The sequence below is a fragment of the Streptomyces sp. NPDC002499 genome, assembly GCF_053595415.1.
This window is the reverse complement of record NZ_JBSFXO010000004.1, coordinates 563,826-582,212: the sequence shown is the minus strand read 5'-3', so window position 1 is coordinate 582,212 and position 18,387 is coordinate 563,826. Positions and strand designations below refer to the sequence as shown.

The following is an 18,387-nucleotide window of genomic DNA, read 5'->3' as shown; positions in this document are numbered from 1 at the left end:
GGCCGAGGCCGAGCGGGCTCGGGACTCCCGGGCCCGCTCGGCCGAGTGCCGCGCCGTCCGGTCAGTCGCCGTTCCGCGGCGGGGTGTCCGTCGGGGGCTCGTCCGTGGGCGGGGTGCCGTTGGACGGCTCGTCCGGGGTGCCGTTTCCGCTCGGGGCGGAGGAGCCGAAGCCGCCGAAGCCGCGGCGGACCCGGCCGCCCAGGTCGCCGGCGCCGCCGGCGATGTCGCTGACGAGCTTCATCAGCGGGTCCTTGGAGGTCTTCACGTTGGTCGCGTAGCTCGCGGCGGACTCGCGGAAGGAGTCGGTGACCGAGGTGTTCTTGTCCTCGTCGCGGCGCGGGTAGTGGCCGTCCATCAGCCGCTGGAAGTCGCGGGACTCGGCCCACTTCTTCAGCTCGGCCGCGCGGACCGTGGTGAAGGGGTGGGTGCGCGGCAGCACGTTCAGGATCTTCAGCACCGAGTCGCGCAGGTCGCCGCCGGCCTCGTACTCCTCGGCCTGCTTCAGGAAGGCGTCCACGTTCATCTCGTGCAGGTGGTTGCCGCCCGCGATCTTCATCAGGCCGCGCATCGAGGCCGTCACGTCCTGGCCGACCAGCAGGCCCGCCCGGTCCGCCGACAGCTCCGACTTGCGGAACCACTCGCGCAGCGCCGTCACGATCGCCATGATCGCCACGTTGCCCAGCGGGATCCAGGCGACCCGGAGCGCCAGGTTGGTCAGGAACAGCAGGATCGTGCGGTACACCGAGTGACCGGACAGCGCGTGGCCCACCTCGTGGCCGACGACCGCCCGCATCTCCTCCTCGTCGAGCAGCTCGACCAGGCCGGTGGTGACGACGATGATCGGCTCGTCCAGGCCGATGCACATCGCGTTGGGCTGCGGGTCCTGGCTGACGTACATCGGCGGGACCTTCTCCAGGTCCAGGATGTAACACGCGTCCCGCAGCATGTCGTTGAGGTGGGCGAACTGCTGGTCCGACACCCGCACGGAGTCGGACAGGAACAGCAGCCTGAGGCTGCGCTCGGGCAGCAGCCCGCTGAGTGCCTTGAAGACCGTGTCGAAACCGCTGAGCTTGCGCAGCGCCACCAGGGCGGAGCGGTCGGCCGGGTGCTCGTACGCCCGTGAGGAGATACCCGGGAAACGCCTGCGCTGCCTGCTCGGCACGTTCTCGTGTCCGTTGTGCTCGTGGCTGTCGTCGGACATGTCTTCCCCCAGCTGCCTGTGAGTGGCCCTTTGCTGACCCTTGTGCGGTCCTTTGCGCCCCCGAAGCCGGTCCCAGCCTAGGCGGAGTTACGGTGGACGGGCACTACACCGAAGGAGTCCCCGCATGCCGCACAACCCCCCGGCCGCCTGGCTCACCGACGCCGCGAGCGCGGCCGAGCAGCAAGGCGCCGGGAACCTGCTCCGGGTCGTACTGATCGTGATGATGCTGGGCTGTGTGCTGACCGCGTGGTTCCTGCTGCGTGGCTACAAGCGGAAAGACGACTGAGAGCCGTCCGAAGTTCCCTGACGGCGGAGTCGGCGTGATCGCCGCGCGGCCGCCCGCTTACCATGGGCCCGACATCTCTGTCCGCCCACACCGGATTGGTCCTGCCGAAGATGAGCTTCCACAGCACCGCAGCCCAGTTGGCCACCCTCGCAGCCGAGGGCGAGGAGCACGGCGGCAACCACGAGAGCCTCAGCCCCTACGTGACCGGCGGCGGCGCCTTCGTCCTCCTGATGCTCCTGCTGTGGATCACCACCCGCTTCAACCGTGACCGCTGAGCGGCCGGACGGGGTTCTCAGGCCGGGCCGGTAGGGTCTGCACGCATGGGAGAGCAGGACATGCCTACCGGTCCCGGCAACGCGCCGTCGACCCCCGGCAAGCGCCGTCTCGGCGTCATGGGCGGAACGTTCGACCCGATCCACCACGGGCACCTCGTGGCGGCCAGTGAGGTCGTCGCGCAGTTCGCCCTGGACCAAGTGGTGTTCGTCCCGACCGGCCAGCCGTGGCAGAAGACGCACCGCGACGTCTCGCCGGCCGAGGACCGCTATCTGATGACGGTGATCGCGACCGCGGAGAACCCCCAGTTCTCGGTGAGCCGCATCGACATCGACCGCGGTGGTCCGACCTACACCGTGGACACCCTGCGCGACCTGCGCGCGCTCAACCCGGACGCGGACCTCTTCTTCATCACCGGCGCCGACGCCCTGGGCCAGATCCTCACGTGGCGGGACTCGGAGGAGCTGTTCTCCCTCGCGCACTTCATCGGTTGCACCCGGCCCGGCCATCAACTGACCGACCGCGGACTCCCCGAGGGTGGTGTCTCTCTCGTGGAGGTTCCCGCACTCGCCATCTCCTCGACGGACTGCCGTGCGAGAGTCGCCAAGGGAGACCCCATCTGGTACATGGTGCCGGACGGAGTCGTGCGCTACATCGACAAGCGCGAGCTGTACGGCGGCGAGTGAGCCGAGAGGGGCACCGGTGAACGACTCATACGACCCGGGGTACGGGGGCGACCAGTACGAACTCGTCGGCTACGACGAGTACGGACAGCCCGTGTACCGCCAGGTCCCGCCGCAACAGCAGGCTCCGCAGCAGCCGTACGACCCGTACGCGCAGCAGCAGGGCTACGGCTACGACCCGTACGCGACGGGCCAGCAGGCCCCGACGGACCAGCAGCAGGCCGCGCCGTCCTACGACCCCTACGGCACCGGACAGCAGCCCGTCACGCCGTCCTACGACACCTACGGCGGCGGTGCCTCCTACGACCCCTACGGCCGGGCGGCGGCCGGCGCGCAGCAACAGCCGCGGACCGCCGAGCAGACCGCCTACATCCCGCAACAGGCGGGGCCGCCGGAGACGGACGAGGAGACGGAGGGCCCCGCGCGGGCCGACCGGGACTACCGCACCGAGCAGTTCGCCTTCGTGGAGGAGCCCGACGGCAACTCCGAGGACGTCATCGACTGGCTCAACTTCACCGAGAACCGCACCGAGCGCCGCGAGGAGGCCAAGCGCCGCGCCCACAGCCGGCTGGTCGCCCTGGTCGTGGTCCTCGCCCTGGTGGCGGCCGGCGGGGTCGGCTACCTCTGGTACGCCGGGAAGCTGCCGGGGCTCTCGGACTCGGACGGCACGAAGACCGGCACGGCGACGTCGGTGGCCGCCCAGAAGCGGGACGTCATCGTCGTACACCTGCACAACACCAAGAAGGGCGGCACCTCCACGGCGCTGCTCGTCGACAACACCACCACCAAGCAGGGCACCACCGTCCTGCTGCCCAACTCCCTGTCCGTGACGGACGACGACGGCAACTCGACCACGCTGGCCAAGTCCGTCGACGGCGACGGCTCCTCCGGCACCCGGGACGCGCTCGACACGGTCCTGGGCACCGACATCGAGGGCACGTGGCGGCTGGACACCCCCTATCTGCAGAACCTGGTCGACCTGGTCGGCAACATCGACGTCGACACCAATGCCGACGTCCCCGACCCGGCCGCCACCAAGAAGGGCACCGCGCCGCTCGTCCGCAAGGGCAAGGACCAGACCCTCAGCGGCGCCATGGCCATCGCCTACGCCACCTACCGCGGCTCGGGCGAGGCACAGAACGCGCAGCTGGAGCGGTTCGGGCAGGTCATGCAGGGCGTGCTGCGCAAGGTCTCCTCGGACGCGGGGGCCGCGACGACCACGGTGCAGACGCTCGCGCAGATCCTCGACCCCTCGCTCACCGACAAGGACCTCGGCACCTTCCTCGCCAAGCTCTCCGACCTCGCCAAGAGCGGCGACTACAAGACCGCGCTGCTGCCCGTCCAGAGCGACGGCACACTGAGCGCGCAGACCAGCGCCAGCGTCGTCAAGGACGTCCTCGGCGGCAGCGCCAAGAGCCCCGACCAGGGCTCCGCGGTGCGGGTGTCCGTGCAGAACGCCAGCGGCGTCAAGGACAACACCGAGAAGACCCGGGTCGTCCTCCTCAACGGCGGCTTCACCTTCCTGGAGGGCGGCACCCCGGCCACCACCCAGGCCACCACCAAGGTCGTCTACTCGGATGCCGCCGACAAGGAGAACGCCACCGAGGTCGCCAAGACCCTGGGCCTGTCCACCTCGGCGGTGAGCAAGGGCGACGCCTCCGCGAGCGCGGACGTCACGGTGATCCTGGGCCAGGACTACAAGCCCGCGTCGGCCGACGGGACGTAGTACCGGGCGTGGTGCCCCGCGTGATCCAACAATCACGTGGGGTACCCCCGGCGGTCCGTGAGACCCTTGGGGTCAAGTGCCCGCCGACCGAAAGCCATGTAGTGACCGCCACGGACCGCTCCACCGAGCTCATCACCGCCGCCGCTCAGGCGGCCGCCGACAAGCTCGCGCACGACATCATCGCCTACGACGTCAGCGACGTGCTGTCGATCACGGACGCCTTCCTGCTCGCCTCCGCGCCCAACGACCGCCAGGTCAAGTCGATCGTGGACGAGATCGAGGAGCGGCTCAACAAGGAGCTCGGCGCCAAGCCGGTGCGCCGCGAGGGGGACCGCGACGCCCGCTGGATCCTGCTCGACTACGTCGACATCGTCGTCCACGTCCAGCACAGCGAGGAGCGCGTCTTCTACGCCCTGGAGCGGCTGTGGAAGGACTGCCCCGAGCTGAAGCTGCCGGCCGACGCCGAGGCCACCCGCGGCAAGGCCGCCGAGCACGCCAAGGTGCGCGCCGCCGAGGAGGCGGCCGACCAGGGCGGTGATTGGTGATGAGCGCCACAGGTGAGGTCGCCGCGGGCCGTCCCGGCCGGGGCCGCCGCGTCATCCTGTGGCGGCACGGCCAGACCTCCTGGAACGTGGAGCGCCGCTTCCAGGGCACCACGGACGTCCCGCTCACCGAGACGGGCGTCGCCCAGGCCCGTCGCGCCGCCCGGCTGCTCGCCTCGCTGAACCCGGACGCGATCGTCGCCTCCGACCTCCAGCGCGCCGCGAACACGGCGGCCGAGCTCGCCGAACTCACCGGCCTGGAGGTCACCCACGACGAGGGGCTGCGCGAGACCTACGCGGGCGTCTGGCAGGGGCTGACCCACGAGGAGATCATCGGGCGGCACGGCGCGGAGTACGCGGCGTGGAAGCGCGGCGAGCCGGTCCGTCGCGGTGGCGGTGAACTGGAGTCCGAGGTCGCCGACCGGGCCGCCCCCGTGGTGCTGAAGCACGCCGAGAAGCTGCCCGACGACGGCACGCTCGTCGTGGTCAGCCACGGCGGCACGATCCGCACCACCATCGGCCGGCTGCTCGGCCTGGAGTCCCACCACTGGGAGAGCCTGGGCGGTCTCTCCAACTGCTGCTGGTCCGTCCTGGGCGAGGGCGCCCGCGGCTGGCGGCTGATGGAGCACAACGCCGGCACGCTGCCGGAACCGGTGCTCGGCGACGACGACTGAAGCCCTGGTGGCCTGCCTGCCACCGGATTTCACTTTCCGGCAGGTCGCAGGCTAAAGTTCTTCTTGTTCGCCCCGCCGGTCGGGGAGGACGCGAGGGGCTATAGCTCAGTTGGTAGAGCGCCTGCATGGCATGCAGGAGGTCAGGAGTTCAATTCTCCTTAGCTCCACAGGAGACGATCGACAAGATCCCGTCCACCCACGAGGGGGGCGGGATTTTTCGTCACCGCTCTCTTGAGCGCTTCGAGGTCCGCAGGCGTATACCTCTTTGAGAGGGCGCCCCGGGTGAGCCGTGTCCGGACTGGTACTGAGGCGTCGCTGACCGTATAGGTCCGGCCGTGGCAGAATCAAACGGCCGGAAGGGGTCGCGGCCCGACGGGAGGGAGCAGTGATGCCTGCGAGCATCCTCAGGGAGGTCGGCCACCTCCCTGATGCAGCGTCGACACGGGACACGGTCACCCGGCTCAGCTGCCCTTCCTGTGGTTCCGCGCATGTCGCGCAAGTCCTCGGCGACAACGGCGGAATTTCCTACGTGTGCACGGCCTGCGGCCACAGCTGGAGCTGATCGATGGGTGCACACAGGCGAAAGTGCGACTGGTGCGGCAGTGGGACGCCGATCGTCCGCGACATGGAACCGGTCAATCCCGACTACCAGTACTGGTGCGAGGAGTGCGCGCGGGCGCTGATCATAAAAGGCGACCCGATCGAGACGTACCGCGAACTGGAGGGCGAGCCGATCTACGGCCGGCTTCTGGAGGAGCACTGCACGCTCAAGCGGTTCTACTCGTTCGTGACCGCTTGACGCGCGGGGCCGCTCGACGTCCGGTGGCGCTCGACCTCGTGGAGGACGGAAACGATTTGGTGCTCCACCGGGTCCACCGGTAATGTTGGCGTCGCCGCCGGGGGAACCCGGACGGAGCGTCACAAGGGGCTATAGCTCAGTTGGTAGAGCGCCTGCATGGCATGCAGGAGGTCAGGAGTTCAATTCTCCTTAGCTCCACAGAAGTTGGACAACTTCACAGCTGGTGAACGAAGAAGGCGGACCATCCGATCGGATGGCCCGCCTTCTTCGTGTCCCGACTCTCAGCGGCCGAGCGCCCGTCGGCCACGGCCCTGGGAGAGGACCGGGAGGTTGCGGGCGGGTGCCTGCGGACGGGTGTCCTCCTCGATGCGCAGGGCGAGCGCCGGGCAACGGCGCACCGCGCGCAGCGCCTTGGCCTCCGCGTACTGCGGCACCTTCGCCTGGGCGACGGTGGGGAAGCCGTCGGCGCCGAGCTGGAACACCTCGGGGAGGATGTCCGCGCACAGGCCGTGGCCCCGGCACAGCGTCCAGTCGACGAAGATCTTCTGCCGGCTGCCGCCGCTGTCCTCTCCGGCGCCCTCGCCGCTCGTGATGCCCGCAGGGGTCCTGCCGCCCTCGAAGAGCGGCAGAACGCCCTCCACGGGCCGTCCGCAGCCATTCCCGAGGACGTGCGCCGCGAGGTCGTCGGTGAACGCCTTGATGGTCGACTCCAGGAACATCGCGGAGCCGTCGGGGTGCGAGCAGGCGCCGCGCCGCTTCACGTTCTTGGCGACCTGCTTGAGGGCTTCCAGGGCGGCCGGGCCGCCGCCGTTGATGATGTCCTCCATGCCGCGCGCGGCGGCGGGCAGGCCGAGGTAGCAGGGACCGCACTGGCCCGCGCTCTCCTCCGCCAGCCACTGCGCCACGCGCAGCGACTCGCCCAGCGGACAGGTCTCCTGGGTGATGGGCAGGATGGCGCCGGCGCCGAGCGCACCGCCCACCGCGTCCAGGGAGTTGCGGGAGACGATCGCCTCGTTGACCGTCGCCGCGTCGATCCACTTGCCGTGGTAACCGCCCGTCAGCACACCCTGCGGCACCGGCGGGGCGCCGGCCAACTGCAGGACGTAGCGCAGCGGTACGCCCGTGGGGACCTCGATCACCATGGGGCGCGCGACCGCGCCGGAGACCGTCAGCATGACGGTGCCCGGCTCGTCGTACAGGCCGGTGTTGCCGTAGCGCTCGGGGCCTATGCGGGCGGCGATGGCGAGTTGGGCGAACGTCTCGGCGTTGGAGAGCAGGGTCGGGGCGCCGCCGACGCCGTTCTGCGAGGCGCTCACCTTGCGGCCGGGCGGGATCGCCGGGCCGCCGTCGATCGAGCGGATCAGCGACGCGGCGGCGCCGGTGACCATGCGGACCGGGTTGCGCTGGACGAACGCCTTGAGCGCGGAGCGACGGCTGTTGCTCAGGCCGCGTTCGGCGAGCGCGGCCTCCATCGAGCGCTGCGTCGACTCCCGGGTGACCCCCACCACGAGCGTGCGGGCACCCAGGGCCTCGGCGACCAACAGGGCGCCGTCCAGGATGAGATGCGGGGCACGGTTGATGAGCACCGTGTCCTTGCGGCAGGCCGGCTCGTCCTCGCTGCCGTTGACGACGACGACCGGCCGTACACCGCGCTTGATCGCCGCTTCGGCGACCGAGCGCAGCTTCTTGTGGAAGGGGAAGCCCGCGCCGCCGCGGCCCTTCAGGTTGATGGCTTCGGACAGCTTCGCGAGCTGTTCGCCGCCCAGGGGTTCAAGCGGCCCGTGCACCTTGAGGTGCATGGGCAGGTCGAGTCGTTCGACAAGGTCGAAGCCTGACGTGAGCTGGGGAAGTCCGACCACGCGGACTTCTGGTACGTCGGGCAGGGCCTCGTTCACCTATAGCCTCCGGAAGGCGTGTTCCAAGGTTCGCCCGATCCCGGATTGTCGAAGGACGATCCGGGTGATGGTTCATTGGCGGGACCGCTGTTGTACGTGTCGTCCGGGTTATACGTGCCATAGGCACCAGTTGACTCACCGGTGTTGTACGCATCACTTCCGCCGTACCCGGCGTTGCCCGAATTGCCATAGGTCGGGATGTTGTATCCCGTGTCCTGGAGCGGGTCGTACGCCGACGGGGGCGCCTCACTGAGCGGCGGCGGGGACGGCACGGGCCAACTGCCCGTGGCGTTGGTGCCGTTGTCGACGCGCTGGAAGGACCCCGTGTCCTGCACGTCCATGGGCAGGTTCATGCGGGCGGTCTGGTCGAAGGGCTGCCGGCCGTCCTGCGGGGGCGTGGCGGCCCGGTAGGCGGCCGCGAAACCGCCGGTGGACTCCGGGCTCATCGTGCGCGACGGGGCGTCGTAGTACGAGGGGGAGGGGCGGTTCATCGGGTCGCCCTGCTGTGCCCTCGCGTTCTCGTAGCCCGGCAGCGCCGAGCCGGAGCGGGAGTCGGACCGGGAGTCGGAGCGAGGGCCGCCGGAGGTCTCCGCCATCCGGGCCCGGCTCGCCTCCAACTCGTCGCGGCCGGACCGCTCTTCGGTGCCGAGGACGGCCATGATCCGGTCGGTGATCTTGCGCTTGACCGGACGCGGCGCGGCGCGCAGCGCCAGGGCCACGATGACGCCGATCAGGCAGAGGCTGTACATGATCGTGAACTGGGGCTTCGCCGCGCGACCCGCGTAGAGGCCGTGCACCAGCGAGAGGCCCCAGGCCGGGTACGCCAGCATGTGCATGGCGCGCCAGCGGGCCGCGACGGGGGCCGGGGCCGCGAAGTTGCTGCGCAGGGCGCCGGTGATGCCCACGAAGATCATCAGCAGGCCGGCCAGCGAGCCCATGCCGATCAGTCCGGCGCTTCCGGAGACGCCGAGCGAGAACGGGACGAGGGCGGCGATCAACTGGGTGTGGTCCAGCGCGATCTTCGTGGTGATGTGCAGCAGCAGGAACGCGATCGAGGCGACCGCGGTCGTCCGGTGCACCGCTTGCCCGATGATGCGCTGGCGCGTGTTCAGCAGGATCCGGTCCTGGGCGACCAGGCCCCAGATCACCGAACAGCTGAGGGAGACGAGGCACAGGACTCCCGCGCCGAAGTTCAGGAAGTCGCGGAACCGGTTACCTCCCACCAGCACGATCACGGGTATGAGGAGCAGGACGACAGCCGACGCCACCCCATAGGCCGACCGGCCTGTCTTGGGGAGCGAGCTGTTACTACGACGAGCGTTCATGGGGGCAACTCCGAGCAGTTCGGGAAGGCGGTCCCGCTGCCGCACTCTAAGTGGAGCCATACCGATCGGTACGAGGTTTGAGTTATTGCGTTGTTACCAAAGGGGCATGCGCTTGTTGCGATGTCCCTTTAGCGTCTGTTACGCGAAGTAACCATTGGCCATGGTTCGGTTCTCCTGCCGTGCGGCGGTCGTGTCTCACAGCCATACGGAAGCGCGTCGCGGCTTGCTCAACCGCTGCGGTACTCTGACCGCATGCGTGCCGTACGCCTTCTGCTTAGCGAGCCGCGCTGATCAGTCCCGACCGCCACTACCGGCAGGTCGGCATCGGCGCGGCATCCCCTCCTGTGCGAGGGGATTTTTCGTTTCCGAACGATACAGCCGCCGGGCAGAGACGATCGATGGAGCTTTGAGGATCATGAGCGAGATGAACCCCGCTGCCGCCGCCGAGGCGGCGGCGCCGCACCGCTACACGGCCGCCATGGCCGCTGACATCGAGGCACGCTGGCAGGACTTCTGGGACGCCGAGGGCACCTACGCGGCGCCGAACCCCAAGGGCGACCTGGCCGGTGACCCGGCGATCGTCGCGCGGCCCAAGAAGTTCATCATGGACATGTTCCCGTACCCCTCCGGTGCGGGCCTGCACGTCGGCCACCCGCTGGGCTACATCGCGACCGACGTCTTCGCCCGCTTCCAGCGCATGACCGGGCACAACGTCCTGCACACCCTGGGCTTCGACGCCTTCGGCCTGCCCGCCGAGCAGTACGCGGTGCAGACCGGCACGCACCCGCGCGTGTCCACCGAGTCCAACATCCTGAGCATGAAGGCCCAGCTGCGCCGGCTGGGCCTGGGCCACGACCGGCGCCGGTCGTTCGCCACGATCGACCCCGAGTACTACAAGTGGACCCAGTGGATCTTCCTGCAGATCTTCAACTCCTGGTACGACACCGAGGCGGACAAGGCCCGTCCGATCGCCGAACTGATCGCCCAGTTCGAGACCGGTGAGCGCGCCGTACCGAGCGCCGACGGCACCACGCGCGCGTGGCAGGAGCTGAGCGCCGTCGAGCGCGCCGACATCCTGGGCGAGTACCGCCTGGCGTACGCCTCGGACGCGCCGGTCAACTGGTGCCCCGGTCTGGGCACCGTGCTGGCCAACGAGGAGGTCACCGCCGACGGCCGCTCCGAGCGCGGCAACTTCCCGGTCTTCAAGGCCAAGCTGCGCCAGTGGAACATGCGGATCACCGCGTACGCCGACCGGCTGCTGGACGACCTGACCGAGCTGGACTGGCCCGAGGCCATCAAGCTGCAGCAGCGCAACTGGATCGGCCGCTCCGAGGGCGCCCGCGTCGACTTCCCCGTGGACGGCGAGGACATCACCGTCTTCACCACGCGCCCCGACACCCTGTTCGGCGCGACCTACATGGTGCTGGCGCCCGAGCACCCGCTGGTCGACAAGTTCACCCCGGCCGCCTGGCCCGAGTCCACGCACGACGTGTGGACCGGCGGCCACGCCACCCCGGTGGAGGCCGTCGCCGCGTACCGCGCGCAGGCCGGCGCCAAGTCCGACGTCGAGCGGCAGGCCGAGGCCAAGGACAAGACCGGTGTCTTCACCGGCGCGTTCGCGACCAACCCCGTCAACGGCGAGCGGATCCCCGTCTTCATCGCCGACTACGTGCTGATGGGCTACGGCACCGGCGCGATCATGGCCGTCCCCGCGGGCGACCAGCGCGACTTCGACTTCGCGCGCGCCTTCGAGCTGCCCATCCACTGCATCGTGGAGCCGACCGACGGCCGCGGCACCGACACCTCGACATGGGAGAACGCCTTCGGGTCCTACGACGCGAAGATCATCAACTCCTCGAACGACGACATCTCCCTGGACGGCCTGCCCGTCGCCGAGGCCAAGGCACGCATCACCGAGTGGCTGGCCCGCAAGGGCATCGGCGAAGGCACCGTCAACTTCCGCCTGCGCGACTGGCTGTTCAGCCGCCAGCGCTACTGGGGCGAGCCCTTCCCGATCGTCTACGACGAGGACGGCACCGCCCGCGCCCTGCCCGAGTCGATGCTGCCGCTGGAGCTGCCCGAGGTCGAGGACTACTCGCCGCGCACCTTCGACCCGGACGACGCCGACACCCAGCCCGAGACACCGCTGTCGCGCAACGCGGACTGGGTCAACGTCACCCTGGACCTGGGCGACGGCCCCAAGAAGTACCGCCGCGAGACCAACACCATGCCCAACTGGGCCGGTTCGTGCTGGTACGAGCTGCGCTACCTGGACCCGCACAACAGCGAGCAGCTGGTCGACCCCGAGATCGAGCGCTACTGGATGGGCCCGCGCGAGGGCCAGCCGCACGGCGGTGTCGACCTGTACGTCGGCGGCGCCGAACACGCCGTACTGCACCTGCTGTACGCCCGCTTCTGGTCCAAGGTGCTGTTCGACCTGGGACACGTCTCCTCGGCCGAGCCCTTCCACAAGCTGTACAACCAGGGCATGATCCAGGCCTTCGTCTACCGCGACAGCCGCGGCTTCGCCGTACCGGCGGCCGAGGTGGAGGAGCGCGACGGCGCCTACTACTACGAGGGCGAGCAGGTCTCCCGGCTGCTGGGCAAGATGGGCAAGTCGCTGAAGAACGCGGTCACTCCGGACGAGATCTGCGCCGAGTACGGCGCCGACACCCTGCGCCTGTACGAGATGGCCATGGGCCCCCTGGACGTCTCGCGGCCGTGGGACACGCGCGCGGTGGTGGGCCAGTTCCGGCTGCTGCAGCGGCTGTGGCGCAACATCGTCGACGAGGCGACCGGCGAGATCACCGTCACCGGCGCCGAGCCCGACGAGGAGACGCTGCGCGCCCTGCACAAGGCGATCGACGGCGTGCGCCAGGACCTGGAGGGCCTGCGCTTCAACACCGCCATCGCCAAGGTCACCGAGCTGAACAACCACCTGACCAAGACGCGCGGTTCGCTGCCGCGGACGATCGCCGAGCCGCTGGTGCTGCTGATCGCGCCGCTGGCCCCGCACATCGCCGAGGAGCTGTGGCGCCTGCTGGGCCACACCGACTCGGTCGTCCACCAGGACTTCCCGGTGGCCGACCCGGCGTACGTCGTCGACGAGACCATCACCTGTGTCGTGCAGATCCGCGGCAAGGTCAAGGCCCGCCTGGAGGTCCCGCCGACCATCTCCGACGAGGAGCTGGAGAAGGTCGCGCTGGCCGACGAGAAGGTCGTGGCGGCGCTGGAGGGCGCGGGCATCCGCAAGGTGATCGTGCGGGCGCCGAAGCTGGTGAACATCGTTCCGGCGTAGCGCTCCGCGATGGCGCCCGGCGCTGGACGCGATGGGCAGCGGTAGGCATGGGCACCGGAGTCGTGGGTACGGCTCCGGGTAGTCCCCTACGGGCAGGTTCGGGGTTTTTCTGGAACTCCGGGTCTGCCCTTTGCGTTTACCGTGGAAGAGCGGCGCGACGACCGTCGCGACGCCGGAGGAGGAGTGGTGGAAGCCGTGATCGCAGTGCTCGCCCTGCTCTTCGTTCTCTTCCTGGTGCTCGGCGCCTACGCGACGGTGAAGGTGATCGGCGCCGCCAAGCGCGGCGTGGACCGCACCATCGGCGAGGCCCGCCGCACGGTCGAGGACCACACCCTGCGCGCCAAGACGTTCGTCCAGCAGGGCCCGGCGGGCGAGGTCGCCCAGCTGCGCCTCAAGTTGCGTACGTCGATGCGCGCCACCCAGGACGCCCTGCGCGCGGGTGCGAGCGCGGACGAGTCCCTCAAGGAGTCCCTCGCCCTCTTCCAGCGGCTCAGCGCGCACGGCCACGAGCTGGACGGCGAGCTCAAGCGCCTGGAGTCCGACCCCGATCGCGCCACCCTCACCCAGCGGCTGCCCGACCTGCGCGCCCGCACCGCGCGCATCACGGAGTCGGCCGACTCCCTGCGCTGGGCGGTCCGCGACCGGGCCCACCGGTTCGCCGAGGACGACCTGGACTCGCTGAGCTCACAGATAGACATGGAGGCCGGCGCCCTGCGGCACTGGACGAAGGCGGAGCCGCACAGCACCCCGACGCCGTGGCCCGAGGCCCCGGCCGCCGACGCGGCGGCCTCTCAGCAGACCTGGCCGGAGACACCCGGCTCGCGCTCCGCCGAGGAACCGACCCGGACCGCGATCACCCCGCCCGGCAGGCGCCCCACCTACCCCTGGCAGAAGAAGCCCCGCCCGGAGAGCACGACTTGATCCGGTCAAAGGCTGCCCAGGTGAGCGGGCCCGGGCTGCCGTCCAGGCGCTACGGCAGGTAACCTCCAGCTCATGTCCCGCCATGTCGCGATCGTCACCGATTCAACGGCCTACCTACCGCCGCGGACGATGGAGCGTCATGGCATCACAGCGGTTCCGCTGACCGTGGTCCTCGGCAATCAGGCGCTCGACGAGGGCACCGAGATCTCGACCCGCTCGCTGGCCCAGGCGCTCCAGAAGCGGCGCCCCGTCACCACCTCGCGCCCCAGCCCCCAGCTCTTCGCCGAGACCTACCGCAAGGTAGCGGAAGCCGGCGCCACCGGCATCGTCTCCCTCCATCTCTCCGCCGAACTGTCCGGCACCTACGACGCGGCCGTCCTCGCCGCGCGCGAGGCACCGGTGCCGGTGCGCGTCGTGGACACCGGGATGATCGCGATGGCCCTCGGTTTCTGCGCACTCGCCGCCGCGGAGACCGCGGAGGCGGGCGGCACGGTGGACGAGGCGGTCACGGCGGCCGAGAAGCGCGCCGCCGGCACGTCCGCCTACTTCTACGTCGACACCCTCGACTATCTGCGCCGCGGCGGCCGGATCGGCGCCGCGCAGGCCCTGCTGGGCTCGGCACTGGCCGTGAAGCCGCTGCTGAAGCTGGAGAACGGCCGGATCGAACCCCTGGAGAAGGTCCGCACGGCGTCCAGGGCGATCGCCCGCCTGGAGGAGATCGTGGCCGACCGGGCCGGCAACGCGCAGGTCGACATCGCGGTCCACCACCTCGCCGCGCCGGACCGTGCGGCGGCCTTGGCGGACCGGTTGCGGGCGCGGGTGCCGGGGCTGGCGGATCTGCATGTGAGCGAGGTGGGGGCGGTGATCGGGGCGCACACTGGGCCCGGGTTGTTGGGGGCGGTGGTCTCGCCTCGGTGAGGTGAAGTGGTGTGGGGTGAGGTGGGGGCGGGGCGCCGGTGACAGGGCGTCGGTAGTGCTGAGGCTCACCCGTGTGGGTGGTGGAGTTATCCACAACTCGGCGGTCGTCCACGGGAATTGAGCAAGATCATCGCGATGCCGGCGGGTGCCCGATCCTCGTCGCATGGCACTTCGATCACGATCACGCACAGCGACGCCGACCAGCGGACCGGGGCGCGGTCCCGCCTCCGACGGCAGGAGCCGCCATCGCCGCCGACCGTCCCGGAGCAGGGGCGGGGCCCGCCAGCGGCATGCGTCGGCTCAGGAACTCCGGCGTCGGGCCGAGGTGTTGTTTCCTGGGCGCGCGGGTGTGGGTGCGGGTGCGGTTGCGGGTGTTGGCACGGAGGGGTGGCGGGGGCCGGAGGCCGGGCCGCCGCTGGAGGAGGACCTGGCGGAGGACGACGCCCGCGTCGATGCCGGGGGCGCGCGGCCTGCGGATGCTTGGCGTGGACGGCTCGGGGCGTCGGTGCGGGAACGGATGCCCTTGTGGGTGCAGACGCGGTGCGGGCTGGAGCGGCGGAGTGTGGTCGCGCTCGGGGTGCTGCTCGTGGTGGCGGCCGTGTTCGCGGTGCAGCACTTCTGGACGGGTCGGACTGAGTCCGTAAGGGCGCCTGAGGTGGTGCGGGCGGGGGCGCCGTTCGGGGCGGCGGGGAGGGAGAGCGGGGCGCCGGGGTCGACGGGGTCGGGAGGCTCGGCGGGCGTTGCGGGCTCGGCGGGTGCGTCGAATGCGGTGGGTGCGGCCGGTGCGGCGGGCGTGGCCGGTGCCGAGATCGTGGTGGACGTCAGCGGCAAGGTCCGGGAACCCGGGATCCATCGGCTGCCGGCGGGTTCGCGTGTCGAGGATGCGCTGCGTGCGGCGGGTGGGGTGCGGCCCGGTACGCGTACGGACGGGCTCAATCGGGCGCGGTTCCTCGTGGACGGGGAGCAGGTGGTCGTCGGGGGTCCGGCCGGCGCCGCTGCTCCGGGCGCGGTGCCGGGAGCAGCGGCAGGGTCGGTCGGCTCGGCTGCCGGAGCGGCTCCCGTGGCCCCGGTCGCTCTGAACACGGCCACCGTGGACCAGCTCGACACACTGCCGGGCGTCGGACCGGTGCTGGCCCAGCACATCATCGACTACCGCACCCAGCACGGCGGCTTCCGGTCGGTGGATGAGCTGCGGGAAGTGAACGGCATCGGCGACCGCCGCTTCGCCGATCTTCGGAATCTCGTACGGCCATGAGGGCGTCCGGTTCCGATGAGCGGACGCCGGTTCGCGGTGAGTTGGAGCGGTCGGCCGTTCACGCCGCCTCCGGGAAACGGCTCGGCGATGCCCATCCCCGGCAGGAAGGCCCGACGGATCTACGGCTCGTGCCGCCCGCGCTGGCGACCTGGGCGACGGCGGCGCTGATGTTGGACGCGTCGGAGGGGTGGGTCACCGGGGTCACCGTCGGATGCCTGGTGGTGGCGGGAGTACTGCTGCTCCTGCGTCGGCGCGGGTCGGTCGAGGGCGGGGCATGGCAGCGCGTCTCGGTCGCCGCCGTCCTGCTCTGCGTCGCCGCGGCCGCGCTCTCGGCCGGGCTGCACGGGGCCGACGTGCGGCGGGGGCCGGTGCCTGGTCTGGCCGAGCAGTACGCCACCGTCGGGGCCGAGGTCGAGGTGACCGGCGATCCACGGCTCACCCGGCCTCGGACCGACGGGGATCACGCGGCACCGGAGTCCGTGCTGATCGAGGGGGAGGTACGGCGGGTTCGGGAGACGGGCGGGACGGAGGTGAGGACGCGGGCGCCGGTGTTGGTGATCGTTGATGTCGGTGCGGGTGCGGGTGCGGGTGCGGGTGCGGGTGCTGGTGGCGGTGGCGGTGCCGGTGAGACGTCCTCCGTCAGTGGCCCGGCGCAGTCGCCGTGGCTTGGTGTGCTGCCCTCCACGCGGTTGTGGGTCGTCGGGCGGCTGGTGCCGGCGTTGGTCGGTGGTGATCGGGTCGCGGGGGTGGTGCGGGTGCGCGGGCAGGCGGTGCCTCAGGTGGTGGAGGGGCCGTCGGGGGCGCAGCGGTTCGCGGGGCGGTTGCGGGGTGGGTTGCGTGAGGCGACCGACGGGTTGCCGGCGGATGCCAGGGCGTTGCTGCCGGGGCTGGTCGTCGGGGACACCTCGCGGATCACGCCCGAGTTGGACGAGGCTTTCAAGGAGACGGACCTGGCGCACACGCTCGCCGTGTCCGGGAGCAACCTCACGATCATCCTCGCGCTGCTCATCGGTCCACCAGGACTGGCCCAGCGGGCGGAGCGCCGGGGGCTCGCCCCGCGGCTCGGCATCTCGCTGCGGACGACGGCGCTGTTCGGCGGAGCCCTGACGCTGGCGTTCGTCGTCGTGTGCCGGCCCGACCCGAGCGTGCTGCGGGCCGCGGCCTGCGGGGCGGTCGCGTTGCTCGCGCTGGCGACCGGGCGCCGCAGATCGCTGATCCCGGCCCTCGCGACGGCCGTACTGCTGCTGGTGCTGTACGACCCCTGGCTGGCCCGGAGTTACGGCTTCCTGCTCTCGGTGCTGGCCACCGGCGCCCTGCTCACGCTCGCGCCGCGCTGGAGCGAGGCGTTGCGACGGCGCGGGGTGCCCGCGAGGTTGGCGGAGGGGCTGGCCGCGGCGGCCGCGGCGCAGGCGCTGTGCGCGCCGGTCGTCGCCGTGCTGTCGGCGCGGGTGAGCCTGGTGGCCGTGCCGTGCAACTTGCTCGCGGAGGTGGCGGTGGCCCCGGCGACAGTGCTGGGGTTCGCGGCGCTGGCGACGGCTCCGTCGGCGCTGCCGGTGGCCAAGGTGCTGGCCTGGTGCGCGAGTTGGCCCGCCGGGTGGATCGCGGGGGTCGCCCGCACCGGGGCCGCGCTGCCCGGCGGGGGAGTGGACTGGCCGGGGAGCTGGGGCGGGGCGGCGCTGCTTGGACTCGTCACGGTGGTCGTCCTGTTCGCCGGCCGCCGGCTGCTGCGGCATCCGTGGTGGTGCGGGGCGTGCGGGGTGCTGCTCGTCCTGGTCGTGGTGCAGCCACCGCCGTTGGCCAGGGTGGTGACGGGGTGGCCGCCGCCGGGCTGGCGGTTCGCGATGTGTGACGTCGGCCAGGGCGACGCGACGGTGCTCGCGGCGGGCGAGGGCACAGGGGTCGTCGTGGACGCGGGACCCGACCCGGCGCTGGTCGACCGGTGTCTGCGCACGCTCGGCATCACCAGGATCCCGCTGGTCGTACTGACCCACTTCCACGCCGACCACGTCGCCGGGTTGCCCGGAGTGCTGCGCGGGCGTGCGGTCGGGGCGATCGAGACGACGGGGTTGGAGGAACCGGTGGACCAGGTCGAGTTCGTACGGAAGGAGGCGGCTGCTCGGCACATCCCGCTCACCCGTGCCGTCGCCGGGGAGGAGCGGCGCACCGGGCCTTTGTCCTGGCGGGTGTTGTGGCCGCCGCCGCCCGGGGCGCCGACCCCGGACGGGCCGAACGACGCCAGCGTCACCCTGCTCGTCCGGTCGGGCGGACTGCGCGTCCTGCTCCTCGGCGATCTCGAACCCCCGGCCCAGCAGGCGCTGTTGAGATCGCCGGAGGGGGCGTCGGTGGCCGGCGTGGACGTGTTGAAAGTCGCTCATCACGGGTCGGCGTACCAGGATCCGGAGTTGATACGCGCGGTGGCGCCACGGCTCGCGCTGATCTCCGTCGGCGCGGACAACACGTACGGCCACCCGGCCCCCAGCACGGTCGCGGCGTTGAACGCCCTCGGCGCGGTGGTGCTGCGGACCGACCGGGACGGGGCGTTGGCGGTCACGGGGACGGGCGAGGAGGTGCGGGTGGCGAGAGACTGAGGG

Annotated in this window: 15 protein-coding genes and 2 tRNA genes; 14 read left to right on the top strand and 3 right to left on the bottom strand. The window is 71.0% G+C overall.

Features of this window, described 5'->3' with window-relative positions; genetic code table 11:
* Positions 1-61: 61 nt before the first annotated feature.
* Entirely contained in the window at positions 62-1,201 is a 1,140-nt protein-coding gene (locus ACWD5F_RS13650; protein WP_451253979.1) for a M48 family metallopeptidase, read from the bottom strand.
* Positions 1,202-1,325: 124 nt separating this feature from the next.
* On the opposite strand from ACWD5F_RS13650, the gene ACWD5F_RS13645 reads away from it, so the two are divergent.
* From ACWD5F_RS13645 to ACWD5F_RS13605, 9 genes are all read left to right on the top strand, one after another.
* Positions 1,326-1,487, top strand: coding sequence for a hypothetical protein (locus tag ACWD5F_RS13645; protein ID WP_185146190.1), 162 nt, complete (start codon positions 1,326-1,328; stop codon positions 1,485-1,487).
* A gap of 110 nt (positions 1,488-1,597) precedes the next feature.
* Entirely contained in the window at positions 1,598-1,762 is a 165-nt protein-coding gene (locus ACWD5F_RS13640; RefSeq protein ID WP_401720958.1) for a hypothetical protein, read from the top strand.
* 45 nt (positions 1,763-1,807) lie between these two features.
* Positions 1,808-2,446: a nicotinate-nucleotide adenylyltransferase gene (gene nadD, locus ACWD5F_RS13635; RefSeq protein ID WP_123999920.1), complete on the top strand. Its 639-nt coding sequence runs from the start codon at positions 1,808-1,810 to the stop codon at positions 2,444-2,446.
* 16 nt (positions 2,447-2,462) lie between these two features.
* Positions 2,463-4,169, top strand: coding sequence for an LCP family protein (locus tag ACWD5F_RS13630; RefSeq protein WP_451253976.1), 1,707 nt, complete (start codon positions 2,463-2,465; stop codon positions 4,167-4,169).
* 101 nt (positions 4,170-4,270) lie between these two features.
* On the top strand, positions 4,271-4,714 hold the full coding sequence (gene rsfS / locus ACWD5F_RS13625; RefSeq protein WP_280876625.1) for a ribosome silencing factor: 444 nt from the start codon (positions 4,271-4,273) through the stop codon (positions 4,712-4,714).
* Entirely contained in the window at positions 4,714-5,385 is a 672-nt protein-coding gene (locus ACWD5F_RS13620; protein WP_451253973.1) for a histidine phosphatase family protein, read from the top strand. Before rsfS ends, ACWD5F_RS13620 begins: the two co-directional genes overlap by 1 nt.
* 94 nt (positions 5,386-5,479) lie before the next feature.
* Positions 5,480-5,552 (top strand) — tRNA-Ala (locus tag ACWD5F_RS13615).
* A 398-nt stretch (positions 5,553-5,950) separates the two neighbouring features.
* Positions 5,951-6,184: a hypothetical protein gene (locus tag ACWD5F_RS13610; protein ID WP_003976229.1), complete on the top strand. Its 234-nt coding sequence runs from the start codon at positions 5,951-5,953 to the stop codon at positions 6,182-6,184.
* 125 nt (positions 6,185-6,309) lie between these two features.
* A tRNA-Ala gene (locus ACWD5F_RS13605) sits at positions 6,310-6,382 on the top strand.
* Between the two features lie 83 nt (positions 6,383-6,465).
* On the opposite strand, the gene ACWD5F_RS13600 is transcribed toward ACWD5F_RS13605, so the two are convergent.
* Both ACWD5F_RS13600 and ACWD5F_RS13595 read right to left on the bottom strand, forming a co-directional pair.
* The gene (locus ACWD5F_RS13600; protein ID WP_401720948.1) at positions 6,466-8,079 is read right to left on the bottom strand and encodes an NADH-ubiquinone oxidoreductase-F iron-sulfur binding region domain-containing protein; all 1,614 of its coding nucleotides are present in this window, start codon (positions 8,077-8,079) and stop codon (positions 6,466-6,468) included.
* Positions 8,076-9,404 carry a cytochrome b/b6 domain-containing protein gene (locus ACWD5F_RS13595; protein ID WP_451253970.1) on the bottom strand — a complete coding sequence of 443 codons (1,329 nt, stop codon included), beginning with the start codon at positions 9,402-9,404 and terminating at the stop codon, positions 8,076-8,078. The genes ACWD5F_RS13600 and ACWD5F_RS13595 overlap by 4 nt, the downstream gene beginning before the upstream one ends.
* A 415-nt stretch (positions 9,405-9,819) precedes the next feature.
* On the opposite strand from ACWD5F_RS13595, the gene leuS reads away from it, so the two are divergent.
* The 5 genes from leuS to ACWD5F_RS13570 all read left to right on the top strand — a co-directional run bounded on the left by leuS (position 9,820) and on the right by ACWD5F_RS13570 (position 18,384).
* The gene (leuS, locus tag ACWD5F_RS13590) at positions 9,820-12,702 is read left to right on the top strand and encodes a leucine--tRNA ligase (RefSeq protein ID WP_451253968.1); all 2,883 of its coding nucleotides are present in this window, start codon (positions 9,820-9,822) and stop codon (positions 12,700-12,702) included.
* Between the two features lie 186 nt (positions 12,703-12,888).
* The gene (locus tag ACWD5F_RS13585; RefSeq protein WP_401720940.1) at positions 12,889-13,623 is read left to right on the top strand and encodes a hypothetical protein; all 735 of its coding nucleotides are present in this window, start codon (positions 12,889-12,891) and stop codon (positions 13,621-13,623) included.
* 72 nt (positions 13,624-13,695) lie between these two features.
* On the top strand, positions 13,696-14,541 hold the full coding sequence (locus tag ACWD5F_RS13580) for a DegV family protein (protein WP_401720938.1): 846 nt from the start codon (positions 13,696-13,698) through the stop codon (positions 14,539-14,541).
* Between the two features lie 163 nt (positions 14,542-14,704).
* A complete protein-coding gene (locus ACWD5F_RS13575) occupies positions 14,705-15,796 on the top strand; it encodes a helix-hairpin-helix domain-containing protein (RefSeq protein WP_451253966.1) in 1,092 nt (363 codons plus the stop codon).
* A complete protein-coding gene (locus tag ACWD5F_RS13570) occupies positions 15,793-18,384 on the top strand; it encodes a ComEC/Rec2 family competence protein (protein WP_451253964.1) in 2,592 nt (863 codons plus the stop codon). Before ACWD5F_RS13575 ends, ACWD5F_RS13570 begins: the two co-directional genes overlap by 4 nt.
* Positions 18,385-18,387 lie beyond the last annotated feature (3 nt).

What these genes read in the sequence shown, in the direction of transcription:
- ACWD5F_RS13650 (WP_451253979.1), bottom strand. Translation starts at nt 1,201, where the DNA reads ATGTCCGACGACAGCCACGAGCACAACGGACACGAGAACGTGCCGAGC.
- ACWD5F_RS13645 (WP_185146190.1), top strand. Translation starts at nt 1,326, where the DNA reads ATGCCGCACAACCCCCCGGCCGCCTGGCTCACCGACGCCGCGAGCGCG.
- ACWD5F_RS13640 (WP_401720958.1), top strand. Translation starts at nt 1,598, where the DNA reads ATGAGCTTCCACAGCACCGCAGCCCAGTTGGCCACCCTCGCAGCCGAG.
- nadD (WP_123999920.1), top strand. Translation starts at nt 1,808, where the DNA reads ATGGGAGAGCAGGACATGCCTACCGGTCCCGGCAACGCGCCGTCGACC.
- ACWD5F_RS13620 (WP_451253973.1), top strand. Translation starts at nt 4,714, where the DNA reads ATGAGCGCCACAGGTGAGGTCGCCGCGGGCCGTCCCGGCCGGGGCCGC.
- ACWD5F_RS13610 (WP_003976229.1), top strand. Translation starts at nt 5,951, where the DNA reads ATGGGTGCACACAGGCGAAAGTGCGACTGGTGCGGCAGTGGGACGCCG.
- ACWD5F_RS13595 (WP_451253970.1), bottom strand. Translation starts at nt 9,404, where the DNA reads ATGAACGCTCGTCGTAGTAACAGCTCGCTCCCCAAGACAGGCCGGTCG.
- leuS (WP_451253968.1), top strand. Translation starts at nt 9,820, where the DNA reads ATGAGCGAGATGAACCCCGCTGCCGCCGCCGAGGCGGCGGCGCCGCAC.
- ACWD5F_RS13580 (WP_401720938.1), top strand. Translation starts at nt 13,696, where the DNA reads ATGTCCCGCCATGTCGCGATCGTCACCGATTCAACGGCCTACCTACCG.
- ACWD5F_RS13575 (WP_451253966.1), top strand. Translation starts at nt 14,705, where the DNA reads ATGGCACTTCGATCACGATCACGCACAGCGACGCCGACCAGCGGACCG.
- ACWD5F_RS13570 (WP_451253964.1), top strand. Translation starts at nt 15,793, where the DNA reads ATGAGGGCGTCCGGTTCCGATGAGCGGACGCCGGTTCGCGGTGAGTTG.